At 66.8% G+C, this 18567-nt stretch carries 18 protein-coding genes; 7 read left to right on the top strand and 11 right to left on the bottom strand.

All coding sequences use genetic code 11. The annotated features are described in order from the left end of the window. Positions 1 to 51: 51 nt before the first annotated feature. From V5F68_RS03010 to V5F68_RS02990, 5 genes are all read right to left on the bottom strand, one after another. Positions 52 to 420 (bottom strand): DUF2019 domain-containing protein, encoded by a 369-nt coding sequence (locus V5F68_RS03010; protein WP_394014530.1) that lies wholly within the window; start codon positions 418 to 420, stop codon positions 52 to 54. Between the two features lie 251 nt (positions 421 to 671). Then, a complete protein-coding gene (locus V5F68_RS03005) occupies positions 672 to 1019 on the bottom strand; it encodes a DUF2019 domain-containing protein (protein ID WP_394014531.1) in 348 nt (115 codons plus the stop codon). Between the two features lie 146 nt (positions 1020 to 1165). Continuing rightward, positions 1166 to 1891 (bottom strand): hypothetical protein, encoded by a 726-nt coding sequence (locus tag V5F68_RS03000; RefSeq protein WP_394014532.1) that lies wholly within the window; start codon positions 1889 to 1891, stop codon positions 1166 to 1168. Positions 1892 to 2108: 217 nt separating this feature from the next. After that, positions 2109 to 4658: an ABC transporter permease gene (locus V5F68_RS02995; protein WP_394014533.1), complete on the bottom strand. Its 2550-nt coding sequence runs from the start codon at positions 4656 to 4658 to the stop codon at positions 2109 to 2111. A gap of 8 nt (positions 4659 to 4666) precedes the next feature. Then, a complete protein-coding gene (locus V5F68_RS02990) occupies positions 4667 to 5380 on the bottom strand; it encodes an ABC transporter ATP-binding protein (protein ID WP_394014534.1) in 714 nt (237 codons plus the stop codon). Between the two features lie 145 nt (positions 5381 to 5525). Here V5F68_RS02990 and V5F68_RS02985 point away from each other — a divergent pair, with 145 nt between their 5' ends. Further along, positions 5526 to 6173 carry an arylesterase gene (locus V5F68_RS02985; protein ID WP_394014535.1) on the top strand — a complete coding sequence of 216 codons (648 nt, stop codon included), beginning with the start codon at positions 5526 to 5528 and terminating at the stop codon, positions 6171 to 6173. Here the strand turns inward: V5F68_RS02985 and V5F68_RS02980 are convergent. Then, positions 6167 to 6994, bottom strand: a complete 828-nt coding sequence (locus V5F68_RS02980) for a hypothetical protein (RefSeq protein WP_394014536.1) — start codon at positions 6992 to 6994, stop codon at positions 6167 to 6169. The two genes, V5F68_RS02985 and V5F68_RS02980, sit on opposite strands and share 7 nt — an antisense overlap. Before the next feature lie 223 nt (positions 6995 to 7217). Here V5F68_RS02980 and V5F68_RS02975 point away from each other — a divergent pair, with 223 nt between their 5' ends. Then, a complete protein-coding gene (locus tag V5F68_RS02975) occupies positions 7218 to 8006 on the top strand; it encodes a Bax inhibitor-1/YccA family protein (RefSeq protein WP_394014537.1) in 789 nt (262 codons plus the stop codon). Between the two features lie 85 nt (positions 8007 to 8091). Here the strand turns inward: V5F68_RS02975 and V5F68_RS02970 are convergent, their stop codons facing one another. Beyond that, positions 8092 to 9435, bottom strand: coding sequence for an APC family permease (locus tag V5F68_RS02970; RefSeq protein ID WP_394014538.1), 1344 nt, complete (start codon positions 9433 to 9435; stop codon positions 8092 to 8094). A gap of 190 nt (positions 9436 to 9625) precedes the next feature. On the opposite strand from V5F68_RS02970, the gene V5F68_RS02965 reads away from it, so the two are divergent. Then, positions 9626 to 10165, top strand: a complete 540-nt coding sequence (locus V5F68_RS02965) for a GNAT family N-acetyltransferase (RefSeq protein WP_394014800.1) — start codon at positions 9626 to 9628, stop codon at positions 10163 to 10165. A 157-nt stretch (positions 10166 to 10322) separates the two neighbouring features. Here the strand turns inward: V5F68_RS02965 and V5F68_RS02960 are convergent, their stop codons facing one another. The 3 genes from V5F68_RS02960 to V5F68_RS02950 are packed head-to-tail and all read right to left on the bottom strand — an operon-like array spanning position 10323 to position 11790. After that, complete coding sequence (locus tag V5F68_RS02960) at positions 10323 to 10685, bottom strand: lysozyme inhibitor LprI family protein (protein ID WP_394014539.1); 363 nt, start codon at positions 10683 to 10685, stop codon at positions 10323 to 10325. A gap of 26 nt (positions 10686 to 10711) precedes the next feature. Continuing rightward, entirely contained in the window at positions 10712 to 11464 is a 753-nt protein-coding gene (gene queC / locus V5F68_RS02955; RefSeq protein WP_394014540.1) for a 7-cyano-7-deazaguanine synthase QueC, read from the bottom strand. A 2-nt stretch (positions 11465 to 11466) separates the two neighbouring features. Beyond that, positions 11467 to 11790: a BolA family protein gene (locus tag V5F68_RS02950; protein WP_394014541.1), complete on the bottom strand. Its 324-nt coding sequence runs from the start codon at positions 11788 to 11790 to the stop codon at positions 11467 to 11469. A 233-nt stretch (positions 11791 to 12023) separates the two neighbouring features. Between V5F68_RS02950 and V5F68_RS02945 the strand changes: the two genes are divergently transcribed. From V5F68_RS02945 to V5F68_RS02930, 4 genes are all read left to right on the top strand, one after another. Beyond that, on the top strand, positions 12024 to 12617 hold the full coding sequence (locus tag V5F68_RS02945) for a J domain-containing protein (protein WP_394014542.1): 594 nt from the start codon (positions 12024 to 12026) through the stop codon (positions 12615 to 12617). 133 nt (positions 12618 to 12750) lie between these two features. Then, on the top strand, positions 12751 to 13734 hold the full coding sequence (gene cobS / locus V5F68_RS02940; RefSeq protein WP_348847127.1) for a cobaltochelatase subunit CobS: 984 nt from the start codon (positions 12751 to 12753) through the stop codon (positions 13732 to 13734). A 158-nt stretch (positions 13735 to 13892) separates the two neighbouring features. Next, positions 13893 to 15791: a cobaltochelatase subunit CobT gene (gene cobT / locus V5F68_RS02935; protein ID WP_394014543.1), complete on the top strand. Its 1899-nt coding sequence runs from the start codon at positions 13893 to 13895 to the stop codon at positions 15789 to 15791. Between the two features lie 28 nt (positions 15792 to 15819). Then, the gene (locus V5F68_RS02930; protein ID WP_394014544.1) at positions 15820 to 16866 is read left to right on the top strand and encodes an esterase-like activity of phytase family protein; all 1047 of its coding nucleotides are present in this window, start codon (positions 15820 to 15822) and stop codon (positions 16864 to 16866) included. Between the two features lie 27 nt (positions 16867 to 16893). Here V5F68_RS02930 and V5F68_RS02925 read toward each other — a convergent pair whose 3' ends face one another. Further along, on the bottom strand, positions 16894 to 18489 hold the full coding sequence (locus V5F68_RS02925) for a gamma-glutamyltransferase family protein (RefSeq protein ID WP_394014545.1): 1596 nt from the start codon (positions 18487 to 18489) through the stop codon (positions 16894 to 16896). Positions 18490 to 18567 lie beyond the last annotated feature (78 nt).

Below are 18567 nucleotides of genomic sequence, written 5' to 3'. Positions count from 1 at the left end.
AGCCCGCTGCGGCTGCGGCCGTCGCGACAAGGGCGAGCTACCCTGCTCGGCCTATGTCGGCTTGAACGTTCCATCGTCGAGGTTCCTCAATCGCGATCCTGCTTCGTAACACTGCGGCACCCAATAAGACGCACGGATGTCCTCAAGCAATCGGCGCGCAGCCTCCGGCGCAACGGCAAGGGTCGCAGTCGCCGCGTTCAGGCGGACCTGCATGTTCGGGTAGTCGTACAGCGCCATCAGCGCACGCCGCTGATCGCCGCGGCGCGTCTTCAACTCGGCTTCTATTGCCCGTTTTTCTAAAAACGAACGGTTGTATTTACGTATTTCGTCGTAATCCAAATTATATTGAAAAATTCCAATCTGAACATAGGCCTCGACGAGCTCATCCGTCGACATTTCCCTCAGCTTTGCCTTCTTCATGGCTTTGGAACTCCATGATCTATCAGTGCTTTTATACCCACCCGCTGGCGCTCAGGCCAATCCCTATACTTCAGGTATTCGCGCGGCGAGACACCTCCGTAATCATCATTTCCTTTTTGATACCACCCGCTGATCTCCCAATGCTTCAACCGGGAAATCCGCACCAGATTTTCCGGCCCATCGATCATCGCCCGGGGATAGCCCGCTGCGGCTGCGGCCGTCGCGACAAGGGCGAGCTACCGGGGCTCGGTCTATGTCGGTTTAAAAGTTCCATCGTCGAGCCCTCTGACCAGCGATCCCGCTTGGTAACACTGCGGCGGCCAGCCAGATGCGTGAATGTCCTGAAGCAATCGGCGTGCCGCCTCTGGCGCAACGGCAAGCGTCGCCGTCGCCGCGTTCAGACGGACCTGCATGTTCGGGTAATCGTACAGCGCCATCAGCGCACGCCGCTGATCACCGGGGCGCGCCTTCAACTCTTCCTCTATGTCTCTCTTTTCATCGTAAAGACGATTATATTTACCTACTCTGCCATCATCCAAAGCGGAATATTGCAACATACCGATCTGGGCATAAGCATGGACAAGCTCATTCGTCTGCATTCCCTTTAGTATCCGCTTCTTCATGGCTTTAGAACCCCATGATCAAAGAGAGCTTGGAGGCCAACCCTCTGTCGCTCAGCCCAACTTTTATCCTTCAGGTATTCGCGCGGTGAAAGGCCTTCATATTGCCCATTTTTACTTTGATACTACACCGTTATCTCCCAATGCTTCAGCCTTGAAATCCGCACCAGATTTTCCCGACCATCGATCATCGCCTGGGGATAGCCCGCTGCGGCTGCGGCCGTCTGCTCGACAATATGATGCACATCGGTCCCCGCTGCAGGCACATCCACCGCCGCCTGGAGTTCGGCTAAGGTCTTCGGCGGCTCCAGATACGCCGTGATGTGAGGAATAAAGAGATCAGCAATCCAGACTGTCGCCTCCACAGCCGCCGCAAACAGCTTCGCCTGCGGGCCGGGGCCGTAACGCATTGCGCGGAGCAGCCAGCCGGCGGCGCGCCGCACCACGCGCATGCGGTCTTGCGCGGTGGGCGGTGCCTCGCGTGGAATGATCGGCGGGTCTTCGAGAGGCGGGCCGCCATTGTGCCCGATCTCCGGGGTCCGCGGGGTGATGATGATGCGCGGCGGGTCTCCCTCGCCCCGGGGCGGGAGTTGCGGACCGGCAGGTGGCGGCGTGACGGGCTTGGAGCCCGACGGGGCTGTTCCGGCGCCACCTGGGCCGGCCCATCGTCCCCCGTGCGGGTTGTTCCTTGGAATGCGCGGCTGGTTCGGGTTGAAACCCGCCTTGCGGATCGCCTCGCGCAGTTGCAGGAGCTTGACGTGAAAACTCAGCTCCACCAGCGCGGCGCGGATGTCCAGAAGCTCCTGAACATCTGGCTCGGACGCCGGGGTGTTAGATTGCCACCGATACATGGGTCAGCCTCTCTCCTTTGCTTCAGGATGAGGCCGTTTCGGGCGATAGGAATAAATTCAGGACGGCGTTTGGCCGTCTGAAAATCACTTAGGGAAAGCGGAGGTGAATTTTTAGGTTTATTTTCCTAGTGTTACCCGTCCGGCTTCGAGACAAAATAAATCTGCCCGCAGCGCAAAACGCGAAAATCTTTTCCCGTTCGCGCGGCCGGGTCCGGCCTCACAGATGCCGCAGCACCCGCACCGGCTTTTCGCTCAGCGCCCGCCATGTGCCGAGCAGGCCAAAGCCGAGGGTAAACACCAGGGCCAGCCCCATCGCGCCAGCCGCAGCAGCGGGGGCGAAGGCAAAGCCGATCTCCATCACCCGCGTCACCACTCCATAGGCGGCGAGCGAGCCGGCGGCGATGGCGAACAGCGCGGTCACCAAGCCGAGCCCGGCATATTCCAGGCCATAGGCGAGGATCAGGCGGCCCCGCGTCGCGCCGAGCGTCTTCAGGATCACCGCGTCATAAACGCGATGCTGATGGCCCGCCGCCAATGCACCGGCCAGCACCAGGATGGAGGTGAGCAACGTCACCAGCGAGGCGATGCGGATGCCGAAGGCGAGGTCGCCCACCATCTTGTTGGCCTGCTCCAGCGCCTCCTTCACCCGAATGGTGGTGATGGCGGGATAAGCGCGCGCCATCTCCCGCAGCAAGGGGATTTCACGTGCGGCGTCGGCGCCCTCGGGAAAGGTCAGGGTGGCGAGCAAGGTATGGGGCGCGCCGGCGAAGGTCGCGGGCGAGAACACCATCACGAAATTGATGCCCAGCCGCTCCCATTTGATCTCGCGCAGGTTGGAGATGCGGGCGGTGATCGCCCGGCCGAGCACGCTCACCGTCACCGAATCACCGAGCTTCAGCCCGAGCCCTTGCGCGAGCTTCTTGTCGAACGAGACCAGCGGCTCGGTCTCGTCCGGGGCCCACCATGTGCCCTCCACCACCTTGGAGCCTTCCGGCACCTCGGCGGCGGTGGAGATGCCCCGGTCGCTCTGCAGCACCCAGGCGGCATCGGCCGAGGGCTTCACCTGCTCGGCCGGCACGTCGTTGAGGGCGAGGATGCGCCCGCGCAGCATCGGCACGGCGCGATAGGTGGCGCCCGGCGCATGCGTGGCGATGAAGCCGGCAAATTCCTGCGCGTCAGCGCTCGGCACGTCCACGAAGAAGAAGCTCGGCGCCTTCTCCGCCAGCGCGCTGGAAATCTCCTGCGTCAGGCTGCGGTCGATCAAAGCGATGGCGGTCAGCAGCGAGAGGCCGAGCCCGAGCGACAGCACCACTGTGGGGGTGAGCGCGCCGGGCCGGTGGATATTGGCGAGCGCGAGGCGCGCCATGGTGTTGCGCGGGCGCGGCAGGCGGGCGGCGAGCGCCATGATGCCCATGGCCACGAGACGAAGCAGGCCAAACACGCCGGCCGCCGCGCCAATGAAGATGAGAGCCGCGCGCTTATCCTCCGCCGTGAGAACGGCAAGCGCCGCGAGCGCCACCATGGCCAGCGCGCACAGGCCGGCATAGAGCCACGGCGGCTGGCGACGCTCCTGCCCCAGCGCATCGCGGAACAAGGTGGAGACCGGCGCCTCTTGCGCCCGCGCCAGCGGCCATAAGGTGAAGGCGAGCGTGACCAGCGCGCCATAGAGCGCAGCCATCGCCAGCGCCAGCCCATCTACATGGGGCGCCAGCGGAAAGGGGATGAGGCTCTCGATGGCATAAGCGGCGACGAACGGCAGCGCGGCGCCGAGCGCCAGGCCGATGGCGATGCCGATTGCCGCGAGGATCGCCACCTCGAACAAATAGGTACCGAAAATCGTGGCGCGGGTGGCGCCGAGCGCCTTCAGGGTGGCGATCACGGTGCGCTTGGTGGCGAGGTGGCTGGCCACGGCATTGGCCACGCCCACCCCGCCCACCAGCAAAGCGGTGAGCCCGACCAGCGTCAGATATTGGCTGATGCGCCGGACATTGCGCTCCAATTGCGGGGATGCGGCATCGCGCGTGCGCACTTCGAACCCGGCCTCGGGCGCACCCTCGCGGACGCTTTTGGTATAGGCCTCCAGAGCGCCGGCCGATGGATCGTTCAGCAGCACGCGATAGCTCCAGCGCACCAGGCTGCCGGGCTGGATGAGGCGGGTGGCGGGAAGGGCCTGCGCCGAGACCAGCAGGCGCGGGCCGAAGCCGACACCGGCGGAAAGCCGGTCGGGCTCGGCGACCAGCAAGGCGCGGATCTCAAACTTCGCCTCGCCCACGGTGAGCCGGTCGCCGACCTTGAGCGAGAGGCGGGACATGAGCGTCTCGTCCGCGAGCGCGCCGAATGCGCCGTCGCGCTCCGCCAGAAGCTCGGCCAGCGGTTCGGCGGGTGTGGTCTCCACTTCGCCGACCATGGGATAGGTGGCGTCCACCGCCTTGAGTTCCACTAGGGTGGCGTCGCCCTCCCCGGTGCGGGCCATGGCGCGCAGGAAAGCCACCTGCCCCACCTTGCCGCCGGCGGTCATCAGGGCCTGTTCCTGCGGGCTCGCCTCGCGCTGGATCAAGGTGAAGCCCGCATCCCCGCCCAGGATGGCGCGCCCTTCGCGGGCCAGCCCGTCGGTCAAGGCCCCCGCGAATGAACCGATTCCGGCAATGGCCATGACGCCGAGCGCCAAGCAGCCGAGAAAAATGCCGAACCCGCGCCGCGCGCCGCGCAATTCGCGCAGCGCCAGCCGCAGGCTCACGGGAAGCCGGGAGATCGCGGGCGCCGGCATCCCGGCGCTCACGCCGTCACCTGCGCGATCGCGCTGTCGGCCTCGATGCGCCCGGAGCGCAACCGCACGGTCCGCCCACAGCGCGCCGCAAGCGAGGGATCGTGGGTCACGAGCACCAAGGTGGTGCCGCGCGCCAGATGGGCGGCGAACAACAGGTCCATGATCTGGCGCCCCGTGCCCTCGTCGAGATTTCCGGTCGGCTCGTCCGCCACGAGAATGGAAGGATGGGGCGCCAGCGCGCGGGCCACCGCGACGCGCTGCTGCTCGCCGCCGGACAATTGGGAGGGATAATGCGAGAGCCGTCCGCCGAGCCCCACCGCCTCAAGTTCCGCCGCCGCGCGGGCAAACGCATCGCCCCGGCCGGCGAGCTCGAGGGGGATGGCGACATTTTCCAGCGCCGTCATGGTGGGGATGAGGTGGAAGGATTGGAACACGATCCCCACATGGGCACCACGGAAGCGCGCAAGCGCATCCTCACCCAAACCTGTCAGCACCTCGCCGGCGACCCGCACTTCCCCACCGTCCACCTTTTCAAGGCCCGCCATCACCATGAGCAAAGTCGATTTGCCAGAGCCCGACGGCCCGACCAGCCCCACGGTCTCGCCCGCGCCGATGGCAAGCGATACGCTCTTCAGCACATGCACCCGCGCCGCCCCGCTGCCGAGCGAGAGATCCACATCGGTCAGCCGAATGGCGGGCGCGGCAGAGGAGTGAGTATCCATGCGGTCTCAGGTTGGTTCGCACGTCGCGCGGCAGCAGGCAGAGCGGTTCACATGGCTCCGCATGGCGCGCGCGGCGGCGCTGGGATGGGCGCGTCGGGGACGCGAGGCCGGACGTCCGGCGCTCGGGGCATATGGAACTTCATTCATGTTCAGGAAAGGGCTGATCGCGCTTATGGTCGCATTCACGTTTGCGTCAGCACCCGCCGCCGCGAAGACGGTGAAGCTGGTGGCCTTCGGCGACAGCCTGACCGCCGGCTACAACCTGCCCCGCACCGACAGCTTCGCCGCCCAGCTCGAGGCCGCCTTGAGGGCCAAGGGCTATGACGTGAGCATCGCCAATGCCGGCGTTTCCGGCGACACCGCGAGCGGCGGCCTTGCCCGGCTGGACTGGAGCGTCCCCCAGGGCACCGACGGGGTGATCCTGGAACTCGGCGCCAACGACATGCTGCGCGGGCTCAATCCTGACATTCCGCGCAAGGCGCTGGGCGAGATCATCATGCGCCTCAAGGCGCGCAACATTCCCGTGCTGCTGGCAGGCATGCGCGCCTCCACCAATATGGACGCGGCGTATCGGCGCGAGTTCGATTCCATCTATCCCGACCTCGCCAGCCAGTATGGGGTGCCGCTGTATCCCTTCTTTCTCGACGGCATCGTCGGCGACCGCAGTTTGAACCTGCCGGACGGCCTCCACCCGACGGCAAGGGGCGTGGCGCGGATCGTCTCCGGCATCCTGCCGCAGGTGGAGGCATTCCTCGCCCAGATCGGGGCCTCGAAACCGGCGGGCGCTCAGTAGCGGTACAGGGCGGCGAGCACGAGCCCGTTCTCCTGCAAGGCGTTGCGCGCGAAATAAGTAGTCACGAGGCTGGCCTGGACCGCGAAGCTTTCTGACACGTCGTACATCACGCCCATCTGCAGCTTGTAATACTCATAGGAGGCATCGAAATAGGGCGCCTCCCCCGCCCCTTCGGACATCACATTGAAGGATTGGGCGAGCACCAGCCAGCGCGGCGCGATGCGCACGCCGAGGGTCGCATCCAGCCGCCATTCGTTGGGCGGTGCGCCGAAGCGCAGGCGCTGGGCCAGTTCGAGATCGAAAAACGACGGCAAACCCCACAGCACGAAGTTGAAGCCGGCAAGCGCCCGCAGATCCAGCTCGCCGTTCACATAGCCGATGACCGCGGGTCCCTCGCTCGGCTTGGCGCCTGGAAAGCGCGCCACCGCCTGGAGCGACACCACGAAGCCGTCGCCCTCCGCGATTTTCACCCGGCCGCCCAGATCGGTGTAGCCGGGACCGAGATAGGACGTATCGGCCGGACTGCCGAGGGAGATGGAGAGCAGTTCGGGCGCCAGAATTAAGGTGAGGCTGTCGGTCGCTCCCACCTCCATGAACAATTGGGTGGAGACCTTGTCATAGGTCTGCGCCGCATAAAGATTGGACGAGCCGTCGAAGGCATGGTCGGCGCGCGTCATGGTCGATTGAAGATAGGCCTGAAAGCCGGATTCCTTCAGCGTCCAGGCGCCCGCGCAGGCGCGCTGGGGCGTCGACGCCAGCCCACAGGCCGCCAGCACGGCGCAAATGGCCGAGCCTATGGAAAGACGCCCCCCAGCGCCCATGAATTTGACCTCCGCGCGGGGCATTTGTGCCCCCGACCGCTCCGCTCATGCTATCATGTAAACGTTCCGGGAGCGGGATGGCAGGCGCAGGTGACGTTGCGGAAATTTCATGAAACGGTCTCTTGCCGCCACATTTTGAACCCACCATATTGAACGTGAACCGTTGGGGCGGCTCGGCCGAAAGGTCGTGCCCATGATCCCACGGTCGAAGTGGAGAATGACGATGTCCGATTATGATCGCAACGTCGCCGGGCGTTACGGAACGACGGTGACGCGCTCGGAGGCCGCGATCGACCAGGGCCTCCGCAGCTATATGCTGAGCGTCTACAATTACATGACCCTCGGCCTCGCCATCACCGGCCTGGCCGCCCTGGGCGTGTTCATGCTGTCCGTCACCACCGATCCCAGCCAGGCGGCGGGCCAGGTGGCCGGCGGCATCATGCTGACCAAGTTCGGCTATGCCCTGTTCGTGAGCCCGCTGAAGTGGGTGGTGATGCTCGCCCCCCTCGCGGCGGTGTTCTTCCTCAGCTTCCGCATCCAGAACATGAGCGTGGGCGCCGCCCAGGCCACCTTCTGGGTCTATGCGGGCCTGGTGGGCGTATCGCTCGCGACGATCTTCCTCGTGTACACGCACGAGAGCATCGTGCGGGTGTTCTTCATCACCGCTGCCACGTTCGGTGCGCTGAGCCTCTACGGCTACACCACCAAGCGTGACCTGTCGGCGATGGGCTCGTTCCTGATCATGGGCCTGTTCGGCATCATCATCGCCTCGGTGGTCAACATCTTCCTCGGTTCCACGATGCTTCAGTTCATCGTGTCCGTGGTCGGTGTCCTGGTGTTCGCGGGCCTCACCGCCTACGACACCCAGCGCATCAAGGAGATGTATTTCGCCGGCGACGATACTGCCGTCATGGGCAAGAAGGCCATCATGGGCGCGCTCGCCCTGTACCTGGACTTCATCAACCTGTTCATGATGCTGCTTCAGCTGTTCGGCAACCGCAACAGCAACTGATCGCCCCCTTCCGGCGGGCACATATGAAGAAGGCCCCGGCTCGCGCCGGGGCCTTTTTTCATGCCGAACCGCTATGCAGGGCCCCTCAGTCCTTCGACAAGCCAAGGCCCGGACGCAGCCGCAGGATCACTACGCCGATCAGGATGAAGCCGATGACGACATAAGGCCAGAGGTTGCCGGGAAAAGGCGGCACCGGGAAAAGCGAATTGCGGAACGGCCATATCATGGCCACCGTCCCCGCCGCCCCGACCACGCCATAGAGGAAGCGCGACCGCACGCCGACCACCGCCATCGACACGGTGACCGCCAGATAGACCAGGATCACGCACAAGGTGGCGATGGTGGCCACATCGCCGAAATAATCGCCGGCACCCAGGAACGGACCGATCACGACCAGGCCCAGCACCATCAGCGCGCTCATCATCAGCACGGCCCGCGCCGGTGTGCCGTGAAGCGGATGCGCCACGCCCAGAGCCGGGGCGAGGCCGGCGCGTCCGAGGGCAAACAGCATGCGCCCGCCGGCGCTCACCGCGCCCAGGACGGCGGAGAAGGCCGAGATCGCGGCCGCCGCATCCAGCAGCGTCGCGAAGGCCCGCGAGCCATACTTCAGCGCCAGTGTATTAAGCGGCGCCTCGTCCGCCGCCAGCGCCTTCATCTCATTGAGGCCGAACCCAACCACCTGGAAATAAGAAGCGAACACGAAGAACACCCCGGCCACCACCACCGTACCCAGCACCGCGATCGGGATCGACCGGCGCGGCACGCTCATTTCCTCGCTCAGGGTAGTGGCCGCCTCGAAGCCGACGAAGGACAGCACGGCGAACACCATGCCATGGGCAATTCCGGACCAGCCGAACGCCGGATCCGGCACGAAGGGCGACAGCGGCAGCCCGCTCTCCGCGCCGACCCGCACCAGCACCAGGATGCCGAGCACGATGATGGCCAGCACCGCCGCCGCCTCGAACGCCAGCATCAGGCGCGCCGCCACCCGCATGTCGCGATAGGCCAGGAGCGTGGCGACCACGATCGCCGCGAGCCCGACCATCATCCACAAGCCGGGAATGGCGATGCCGTAATTGGCGAGGGCGGCGCGCACGAAATCTCCCATGAGCGCGGCGACGCCGCTGCCCGACAGCAGATAGGTCAGCATCAGGAGCCAGCCGACCAGGAAGCCGGCGCGAGGGCCGAACGCCTCGGACACATAGGCATAGGCCGAACCGGCATCGGCCACGCGCCGCGAGAAGTAGACGAAGGACAGGCCGACCACGCACAGCGCCACGGTGCCGACCACGAAGGAAAGTGGCGCCGCCCGGCCCGCGGCGCCGGCGGCGAGCGTCACGTTGAAGGCCATGGCCACCGTGGGCGCGATGATCGAAATGGAAAGCCCGACGGCCTCCAGCGACGACAGGTTGCGGCGCAGTCCTCCCACTCCATCCTCCCCACTCTGCGAGACGAAAGCTTTGCTATCGCGGGTGCGGGGGTGCCGCCAACGGCACTTTATGACCGTTTCGCCGCGCGGTTTCCCCAGACGGACGCAGGTGGAGCCGGGGTTCAAAAGTCTCGGCGAGGTGGCTATGAGCCGGGACATCTCGTTTCACCGCGCCAGGACCAGCCCCCTCATGCCCCACGACCCGGTCCACGTTCGCCTCGCCACCCATTCCGATTTGCCCGCCATCACCGCCATCTATGACGCAGCCGTGTGCACCGGCACCGCTTCCTTCGAGCTGGAGCCGCCGGACCTTGCCGAGATGACCCGCCGCTTCGAGGCGCTGGTCGCCGGCGGCTATCCCTATTTCACCGCGCTCGATGCCGACGGCACGGTGCTCGGTTATGCCTATGCCGGCGCCTTCCGGCCGCGCGTCGCCTATCGCTGGACGGTGGAGAATTCGGTCTATGTGTCCGAGCTTGCGCAAAAGCGAGGCATCGGACGGGCGCTCATGAACATGCTGATTGCCGAAAGCGAGGCACGCGGCTTTCGCCAGATGGTGGCGGTGATCGGCGACAGCGCCAATTCCGGTTCCATCGCCCTGCACCGCGCCTGCGGGTTCGAGGACATCGGCGTGCTGCGCAATACCGGGCTCAAGTTCGGCCGCTGGCTCGATACCGTTCTGATGCAACGCCCGCTGGGGGATGCGGAAAACAATGTACCGTCCGCCTGAGGCCGCTCCGACCAAAATGTTTCACGTGAAACAATGGCTTACCGCAGACGAAGGTTGGTTTACTGCGCCTTCGCCGCGTCCTTTCGGCCCTTAAAACCGCGATTTCGGGCGCATATCGCGGCACGGATGAATCCAGGCCGCACGGAGGCGGGCGGCGTCAAAACGGCCCGCGCGCGACCACCCCGTCCACCACGCCCTCGAACACCGCGATGCGCTTCTGGTACGCCTTGGCGATGCAAGCGACAGTGCCGCCGCATGCCGCGCGCTCCTTCAGGAAGGCACGCTGCTGATCCTGCAGGTCGCCGCGCTGTCCCATGCCGACGAGGCGGATGACGATGGCGTATTGCGTCGCCATCTTCACATCGAGATCGTTCAGGCTGCGCGTGGCGCAGATGGCCTTCTCGTCCGGCGCCTTGGCGGCGGAGCAATCGAAGCTCGCCGCGCCCGCAGGCAGCGCCGGGGCGAGAAGGGCTGCGACGAGCAGGCTGCGGGCGAGCAGACCGGCCGCGACGTTAGACATGGAGCGTTTCATCCCGGCGTCTCCCTTCAGCTTCGCGTGGCGGCGAAGCGGTAATAACCCTGCGCCCGCAATTCGCAGGCCGGGCAAGTGCCGCAGCCATGGCCCCAATCGTGGCGCGCCCCGCGCGTGCCGAGATAGCAGGTGTGGGTCTCTTCCACGATCAGATCCACCAGCGCCGGCCCGCCCAATTGCGCGGCCAGCGCCCAGGTCTGCGCCTTGTCGATCCACATCAAAGGGGTGTGGAGCACGAACCGGCTGTCCATGCCGAGGTTCAGCGCCACCTGGATGGCCTTGATGGTGTCGTCGCGGCAATCGGGATAGCCGGAGAAATCGGTCTCGCACATGCCGCCGACGATGTGGCGCAGGCCGCGCCGATAGGCGAGCGCGGCGGCAAACGTGAGGAACACGATGTTGCGGCCGGGCACGAAGGTGTTGGGCAGGCCATTCGCGCCCATGGAAATCTCCACATCGCGCGTCAGGGCGGTGTCGGAGACGGCGGCGAGCGCGTCGAGGGAAAGGGTGTGGTCTTCCTGAAGCCGCTCCGCCCAGGCCGGATTCAGCGCGGAAAGCGCCGGCCGCAGCTTCTGCCGCGCGTCGAGCTCCACCCGGTGGCGCTGGCCGTAATCGAAGCCGAGGGTTTCCACGCGCGCGAAGCGCTCTAGCGCCCAGGCGAGACACGTGGTGGAATCCTGCCCGCCGGAAAACAGCACCAGCGCGCCGTCCGGGGTGATCCCTTCTCCCGTCGCCGGGGACGCGGCGGAGGAGACGGAAGCGTCCATGCCTATGCGCCCGGCGCCGCTTCCGCAGGCGCCACTTCCGCAGGTGCTTTGGCGTCGATGGCGATGGCGTGCAGGCCCTCGGCGATTTTCTGGGCCAGCAGCGTGTTCACAAGGCGGTGACGTTCCACCCGGCTCTTGCCGGCAAAGGCCTGAGCCACCACGCGCACCCGCAGATGGGTAATGCCGCCGTCGGCGCGCCGGGTGGCGCCGCCATGGCCTGCGTGCAAGGCGCTTTCGTCCACCACGTCGAGGCCCGCGGGAGACAGCCCCGCCTGAAGCGTGGCGCGGATGCGCGCAAGATGCGTGGTCGCGTTCGAAGGTTCCATGGCCCAAGAGGTAACGCCCGCATCGGCGCGGCGTCAATGCGGCTGAAGGCGCGGCTGCGATGCACAGGATTGGATCATTGCGCCATGGCGCAAACGCGCCGGCGATCCTATATCTGGCGCCACGCCCGGTGCGCCATCGCGTCGTGGCCGCGTCCCGGCACCGCCTCAGGCGGCTTTCCTGTTTTCATTCGCTTAGCTTGCCGCACTGCGGCGCGACGGCCATAATCAAATCCATGAAGATCGACTCCCCCTTCTTTGACCGCATTCGGGTGAAGCCCAGTGCCGATCGCCTGCGCAGGCCCACCTGCGCCGCGTGCGACTGGCCCGGCTGCAGCCGCGACGGCACGCATCGCGCGCCCAAGGGGCGGGCGGCGGAAGGGGAATATTGGACCTACTGCATCGACCACGTGAAGCAGTACAACCAATCTTACAATTATTTCGCCGGCATGAGCGACGATGCCGTGTTCGCCTATCAGAAGGACGCCATCACCGGCCATCGGCCGACCTGGAAAATGGGAACGCGCGGCGCGGACCCGGCCACCGCAGGCGCCCATCGCGACCCGTTCGGCTTCACCCAGGAGATGGGCGGCACCGCCGGCTTCGAGGCGCCCCAGCCGGAAGGCCGCATCGTCCGCACCCTGGAGCGGCAGGCGCTGGAAGTACTTGGCCTGGAGATTTCCGCCACCGGCGTCGAGATCAAGGCGCGCTTCAAGGAACTGGTGAAGCGCCATCATCCCGACGTGAACGGCGGCGACCGTTCGGCCGAGGATCGCTTGCGCAATGTCATTCAGGCGTACAACACCTTGAAACAGGCCGGTTTTTGTTGAACACGCGGACGGCGGGCCGCGACGAGACGCCCCGCCGAGAGAATTTTTGCAGCAGCGGAAAACCCTTTAAGGTGCCGCACGGATCAACAAGCAAGACGACGCGCGCAAACCTACAAGCGCATACGGAGGCGTTATGAGCGGCACCGAGACCATTGCCCCGACCCCGGACATGAAGGTGTCGGTGCGCCAGGTGTTCGGCATCGACATCGACATGGAAGTGCCGGCCTTTTCCGAGGCCGAAAGTCATGTTCCGGATCTCGACCCTGACTATCTGTTCGACCGTCCCACCACCCTCGCCATCCTCGCCGGCTTCGCGCACAACCGGCGCGTGATGGTGACGGGCTATCACGGCACCGGCAAATCCACCCATATCGAGCAAGTGGCGGCGCGCCTCAACTGGCCCTGCATCCGCATCAACCTCGACAGCCACATCAGCCGTATCGACCTGATCGGCAAGGATGCGATCGTGGTGAAGGACGGCCTGCAGGTCACCGAATTCCGCGACGGCATCCTGCCCTGGGCGCTGCAGAACAACATCGCGCTGGTGTTCGACGAATATGACGCCGGCCGCCCGGACGTGATGTTCGTGATCCAGCGCGTGCTGGAAGTTTCCGGCCGCCTGACCCTGCTGGACCAGAACCGGGTCATCCGCCCGCATCCCTCGTTCCGCCTGTTCGCCACCGCCAACACGGTGGGCCTCGGCGACACGACCGGGCTCTATCACGGCACGCAGCAGATCAACCAGGGCCAGATGGACCGCTGGTCCATCGTCACCACCCTGAACTATCTCGCCCATGACAAGGAGGTCGAGATCGTGCTCGCCAAGGCGAAGCACTATCAGACCCCCGAGGGGCGCGACATCGTCAACCGCATGGTGCGCCTGGCGGATCTGACCCGCAGCGCGTTCATCAACGGCGATTTGTCCACCGTCATGAGCCCGCGCACGGTCATCACCTGGGCCGAGAATGCGGACATCTTCAAGGATCTCGCCTTCGCCTTGCGCGTGACCTTCCTCAACAAGTGCGACGAACTGGAGCGCGCGCTGGTGGCGGAGCTGTACCAGCGCTGCTTCGGCGTCGAATTGACCGAGAGCACGGTCAACGTCGCCCTCGCCTGAGGCCCGCGGCGCGGTGTCCCCCTCAGGACCCGCGCTTTCCTCCGCAGTGGAGGAGTGAGGAGGGAGAAGGCCCGCACGGCCCGCCCCCTCCCTGCCGCCCCGGCGGCGGCACCATGTTGTGACCGGCGCGCAGCGCGCCAAACCCAGGGCCAGCGGCGATGCCTCCCTCCAACAAGACCGTGAAGACCGCCCCCAAGGAAGCGCCCGCCGAACCCTTCAAGCGCGCGGTGACCGGCTGCTTCAAGGCGATTGCCGGGGTGAGCGAATTCGACGTGACGTTCGCCAATGAGCGTCCGTCCCTCACCACCGAGCGCGTGCGCCTGCCCGAGCCGCCGCGCCGCTTCTCCGCCCAGGACGCGGCGGTGCTGCGCGGCCATGCGGACTCCATGGCGCTGCGCCTCGCCTGCCACGACCAAAGCGTCCATCGCAAGATGCTGCCCACCGGCGACACCGCCCGCGCCGTGTTCGAGGCCGTGGAGCAGGCCCGCGTCGAGGCGCTGGGCGGTAACCGCATGACCGGCGTCCAGCGCAATATCAACGCCATGCTGAACGACCGCTACCATCGCGGCCCGTTCGCCGACATCACCGAGCGCGCCGACGCGCCGATCGAGGATGCGATTGCGCTGATCGTGCGCGAGCGCCTCACCGGGCAGGCCCCGCCGCCCGCCGCCCGCAAGATCGTCGACCTGTGGCGCGACTATATCGAGAGCCGCGCCGAAGGCGATCTGGCGCGTTTCGCCGACCTGATCGAGGACCAGAAGAAGTTCGGCGAGATCACGCGCGAACTGCTCTCCTCCCTGGAAATGGGCGAGGACAGCGGGCTGGAGAGCGACAAGGAAAGCGAAGAGGACGACGACCCCGCCGGCCGCGAGGAGCAAGGCGGCGAGGAGGGCGAAGCCAGCGAGGACGACAGCCAGCAGGGCGCGACCGAGGTGGAAGCCGAGCTCGCCCAGGAAGAGCTGCCCGACAGCGCCGTGGAGAGCGAGGCCGGGCCGCCGGCCGAGAGCCCGGACGACGCCGACATGGGCGACGGCGAGGAGGCCGCCGAGCCCTGGCAGCCCCGCGCGCCGCAGTCGGCCGACACCAAGGGCCCGGAATATCACGCCTACACCACCAAATTCGACGAGGAGGTGCACGCCGAGGAGCTGTGCGACACCGAGGAATTGACCCGCCTGCGCTCCTATCTGGACAAGCAGCTGAGCAATCTCCAGGGCGTCGTCTCGCGCCTCGCGAACCGCCTGCAGCGCCGCCTGCTGGCGCAGCAGAACCGCGCCTGGGAATTCGACCTGGAGGAGGGCATCCTCGATCCCGCGCGGCTGTCCCGCGTGGTGACCGACCCCGGCGCGGCGCTCTCCTTCAAGCGCGAACGCGACACCGAGTTCCGCGACACGGTGGTGACGCTGCTGATCGACAATTCCGGCTCCATGCGCGGGCGCCCCATAACCGTGGCCGCCACCTGCGCGGACATTCTCGCCCGCACGCTGGAGCGCTGCGGCGTGAAGGTGGAGGTGCTCGGCTTCACCACCCGCGCCTGGAAAGGTGGGCAATCGCGCGAAGCCTGGCTCGCCGGCGGCAAGCCCGCCAATCCCGGCCGCCTCAACGATCTGCGGCACATCATCTATAAATCGGCCGACGCGCCCTGGCGCCGGGCCCGGCGCAATCTCGGGCTGATGATGCGCGAGGGGCTGCTGAAGGAGAATATCGACGGCGAGGCGCTCGACTGGGCGCACCAGCGCCTGCTTGGCCGGTCCGAGGCGCGCAAGATCCTGATGATGATCTCCGATGGCGCGCCGGTGGACGATTCCACCCTCTCGGTGAACGCCGGCAATTATCTGGAGCGCCATCTGCGCCACATCATCTGGCAGGTGGAGAACCGCTCGCCGGTGGAGCTGATCGCCATCGGCATCGGCCATGACGTGACGCGCTATTACAAGCGCGCCGTCACCATCGTGGACGCCGAGGAGCTGGGCGGCGTGATGACGGAGAAGCTGGCCGAGCTGTTCTCCGAAAATCCGCCCGCACCCGCCAAGACCAGCGGGCGCAAGCGGCTGCATTGATCCGCGGGGAAGCGGGGGAATGGCTGTCATGAACCCTGATCGCGCGGCGGGGCGCGTGCGGCGCGCCGGCCTGTTCGCCGTCCTGGCGCTCGCCGCCGGCGCGGCTTTCGGGCTCGCCGGCCATGCGTTTTCCAAGCCCTCCAGCCTGCCGGTGGAGCCGGTGGCGATCGAGGTGCAGGCGACGCCGCTGCCGACCTTCCACCCGCGCAAGGACGACACCCGCTTCGGCGCCCTGATCTATCGCGGCGGCCTGCGGCTCACCTCTCCCTTTCCCGGATTCGGCGGCATATCGGCGTTCCGCCTCGATGCCGACGGCGCGCATTTCCTCGCCGTCACCGATGCCGGCGTGTTCCTGCGCGGGCGGCTCGTCACCGAGGGCGACCGGCCGACCGGACTTGCCGACGTCACGGCGGCGGCCATGCTGGACCAGAGCGGCGCCCCGCTCGCCGACACCAAGCGGGGCGATGCGGAATCCCTCGCCATCGGCCCGCAGAATGTCTTCGTCGGCCTGGAGGACGTGAACGAGATCTGGTCCTTTCCCGGCCTCGACCCGCTGGGGAAGAAGGGCAAGCCGATTCCGGTGCCGCCGGGGGTGAAGGCGCTGCGCGACAATCTCGGGCTCGAAAGCCTCGTCTATGTGCCCTCCGGCCCGCTCGCCGGCGCGCTGCTCGGCATCGGCGAAGTGGGCGCGACCAAGGAGGCGGATCTGCCGGGCTTCATCATCGGCGGGCCGAAGCCGGGCACCTTCACCATTCCGAAGAGCGGCGTGTTCAGCGCCACCGACGCCGCGCTGGGGCCGGACGGCGAACTGTTCCTGCTGGAGCGCCATTATGCCATCACCACCGGCGTCTCCATGCAGATCCGCCGCTTCCAGCTGAAGGATGTGGCGCCCGGCGCGGTGCTGAGCGGCGATATCCTGTTCACCGCCGACATGGGCTATGAGATCGACAATATGGAGGGCCTCGCCGTGACCGTGAACGCGGCGGGCGAGACCCTGCTGACGCTGGTCTCCGACGACAATTTCAGCCCGATCCAGCGCACCATCCTGCTGCGCTTCGCGCTGGCGAAGGACTGAGCCGGCAGCCCTCCGCCCGCAGCCCCGCTAGATCCCGGCGGCCCCGCCGTCGGCGCGCGGATCGTGGGCACCCTCCACATCGCCGCGCGGATTGAGGATGACGGCGCCGGCATGGCCCATGGTGTCGCTATAGGCCTCGGGCAGCACCTCCAGCACATGGCCGGCCCGCTCCAGGTCGCGCACCAGATCGGGATCGAAGCGCGATTCCAGCCGCAGGCTGGTGGTGACCGAGCCCCAGGTGCGCCCCAGCAGCCAGCGCGGCGCAGCAATCGCATCGCCCAGCGCTTCGCCGAACAGCACATGGCGGGTGAACACCGCCGCCTGGGTCTGCGGCTGGCCTTCCCCGCCCATGGTGCCGTAGGCCATCACCCGCCCGTCGCGCAGCACCGCCAGCGCCGGATTGAGCGTGTGGAACGGCCGGCGCCCCGGCTGCAGCGGGTTCACCGCCTTGGGGTTCAGCGAGAAGCTGGCGCCGCGATTCTGCATCAGCACGCCGGTCGCCGGCAGCACGCAGCCGGAGCCGAACTCGAAGAAGATCGACTGGATATAGGACACCACGAGGCCCGAGCTGTCCGCCGCGCCGAGCCAAATGGTGTCGCCGGGCTGCGCCGGCTGCGGCCAGGGCAAGGCGCGGTGCATGTCGATCTTCGCCGCGTCCGCATCGAGCGCGGTGGGGGAAAGCAGGGCCGTAAGATCGTGCTTCAGATGGTCGAAGTCGCACACCACCTTGTCGCGTACCAGGAACGCCCGCTTGGTGGCCTCCACCAGCCCGTGCACATGGGCAAAGCTCTCGCCCCGCGTCACGCCGAGCCGCTCGAACAGGCCGAGAATCAGCAGCGAGGCCAGCCCCTGGGTGGGCGGCGGCGCGTTGTAGAGCGTGCCGCACGCCAGTTGCAGGGACAGCGGCGCACGCACGATGGCGCGATAGGCCGCAAGGTCCGCCCGCGTCACCGGCGCACCGATGCGCTCCAGATCGGAGGCGATCTCGCGCCCCACGTCACCGCGGTAGAAATCGTCGAGCCCGGCGCGCGCCAGATGCTCCAGCGTATCGCCAAGCGTGCGCTGCGCCAGCACCTGCCCCAGCTCCGGCACCTTGCCGCCGGGCATGAAGGTTTCGGCAAAGCCGGGGGATGCGCCCATCTCCCCCTTCTTCTCGTCGGTGAGGCGCACCTGGGAAGCGGTGACCGGCACGCCGTTGCGGGCATGAAGGATCGCCGGCTCCAGCAGCCGGGCGAGGCTGAGCTTGCCGCCGAAGCTGCGCGCCGCCTCCAACGCCAGCTCCCAGCCACCGACCGCGCCCGGCACCGTGAGCGCGGAAAGCGGCCCGCGCTGCGGAATCGCCTCGCACTCCCGCTCGCGGTAGAAAGCCTGCGTCGCCTTCGCCCCCGCGAAGCCGCAAGCCTCGATATAGCGCACCCGTCCCGAAGGCTCGCGGATCAGCCAGAAGCCGTCGCCGCCGAGATGATTCATGTGGGGATAGACCACGGCAATGGCGGCGGCGGTGGCGATGGCCGCCTCGATGGCGTTGCCGCCTTCCCGCAAAATCTCCCGGCCGGCTTCCACCGCCAAAGCGTGCGGGGCGGCCACCATGCCGTGGCCGGCATGCGTGCTCTCATGGATCATCTTCATCCTCCAGCCGGCCGCCGGGGCCCCCGGGGCGGCACGGCGACCTCGCCGACGTTGCGTCTTGCGGCTGCGGGC

It is taken from the genome of Roseixanthobacter pseudopolyaromaticivorans (assembly GCF_043195145.2).
In the GTDB taxonomy this organism is placed as follows: domain Bacteria; phylum Pseudomonadota; class Alphaproteobacteria; order Rhizobiales; family Xanthobacteraceae; genus NCEH01.
This window is presented reverse-complemented; position numbering and strand designations above follow the sequence as displayed.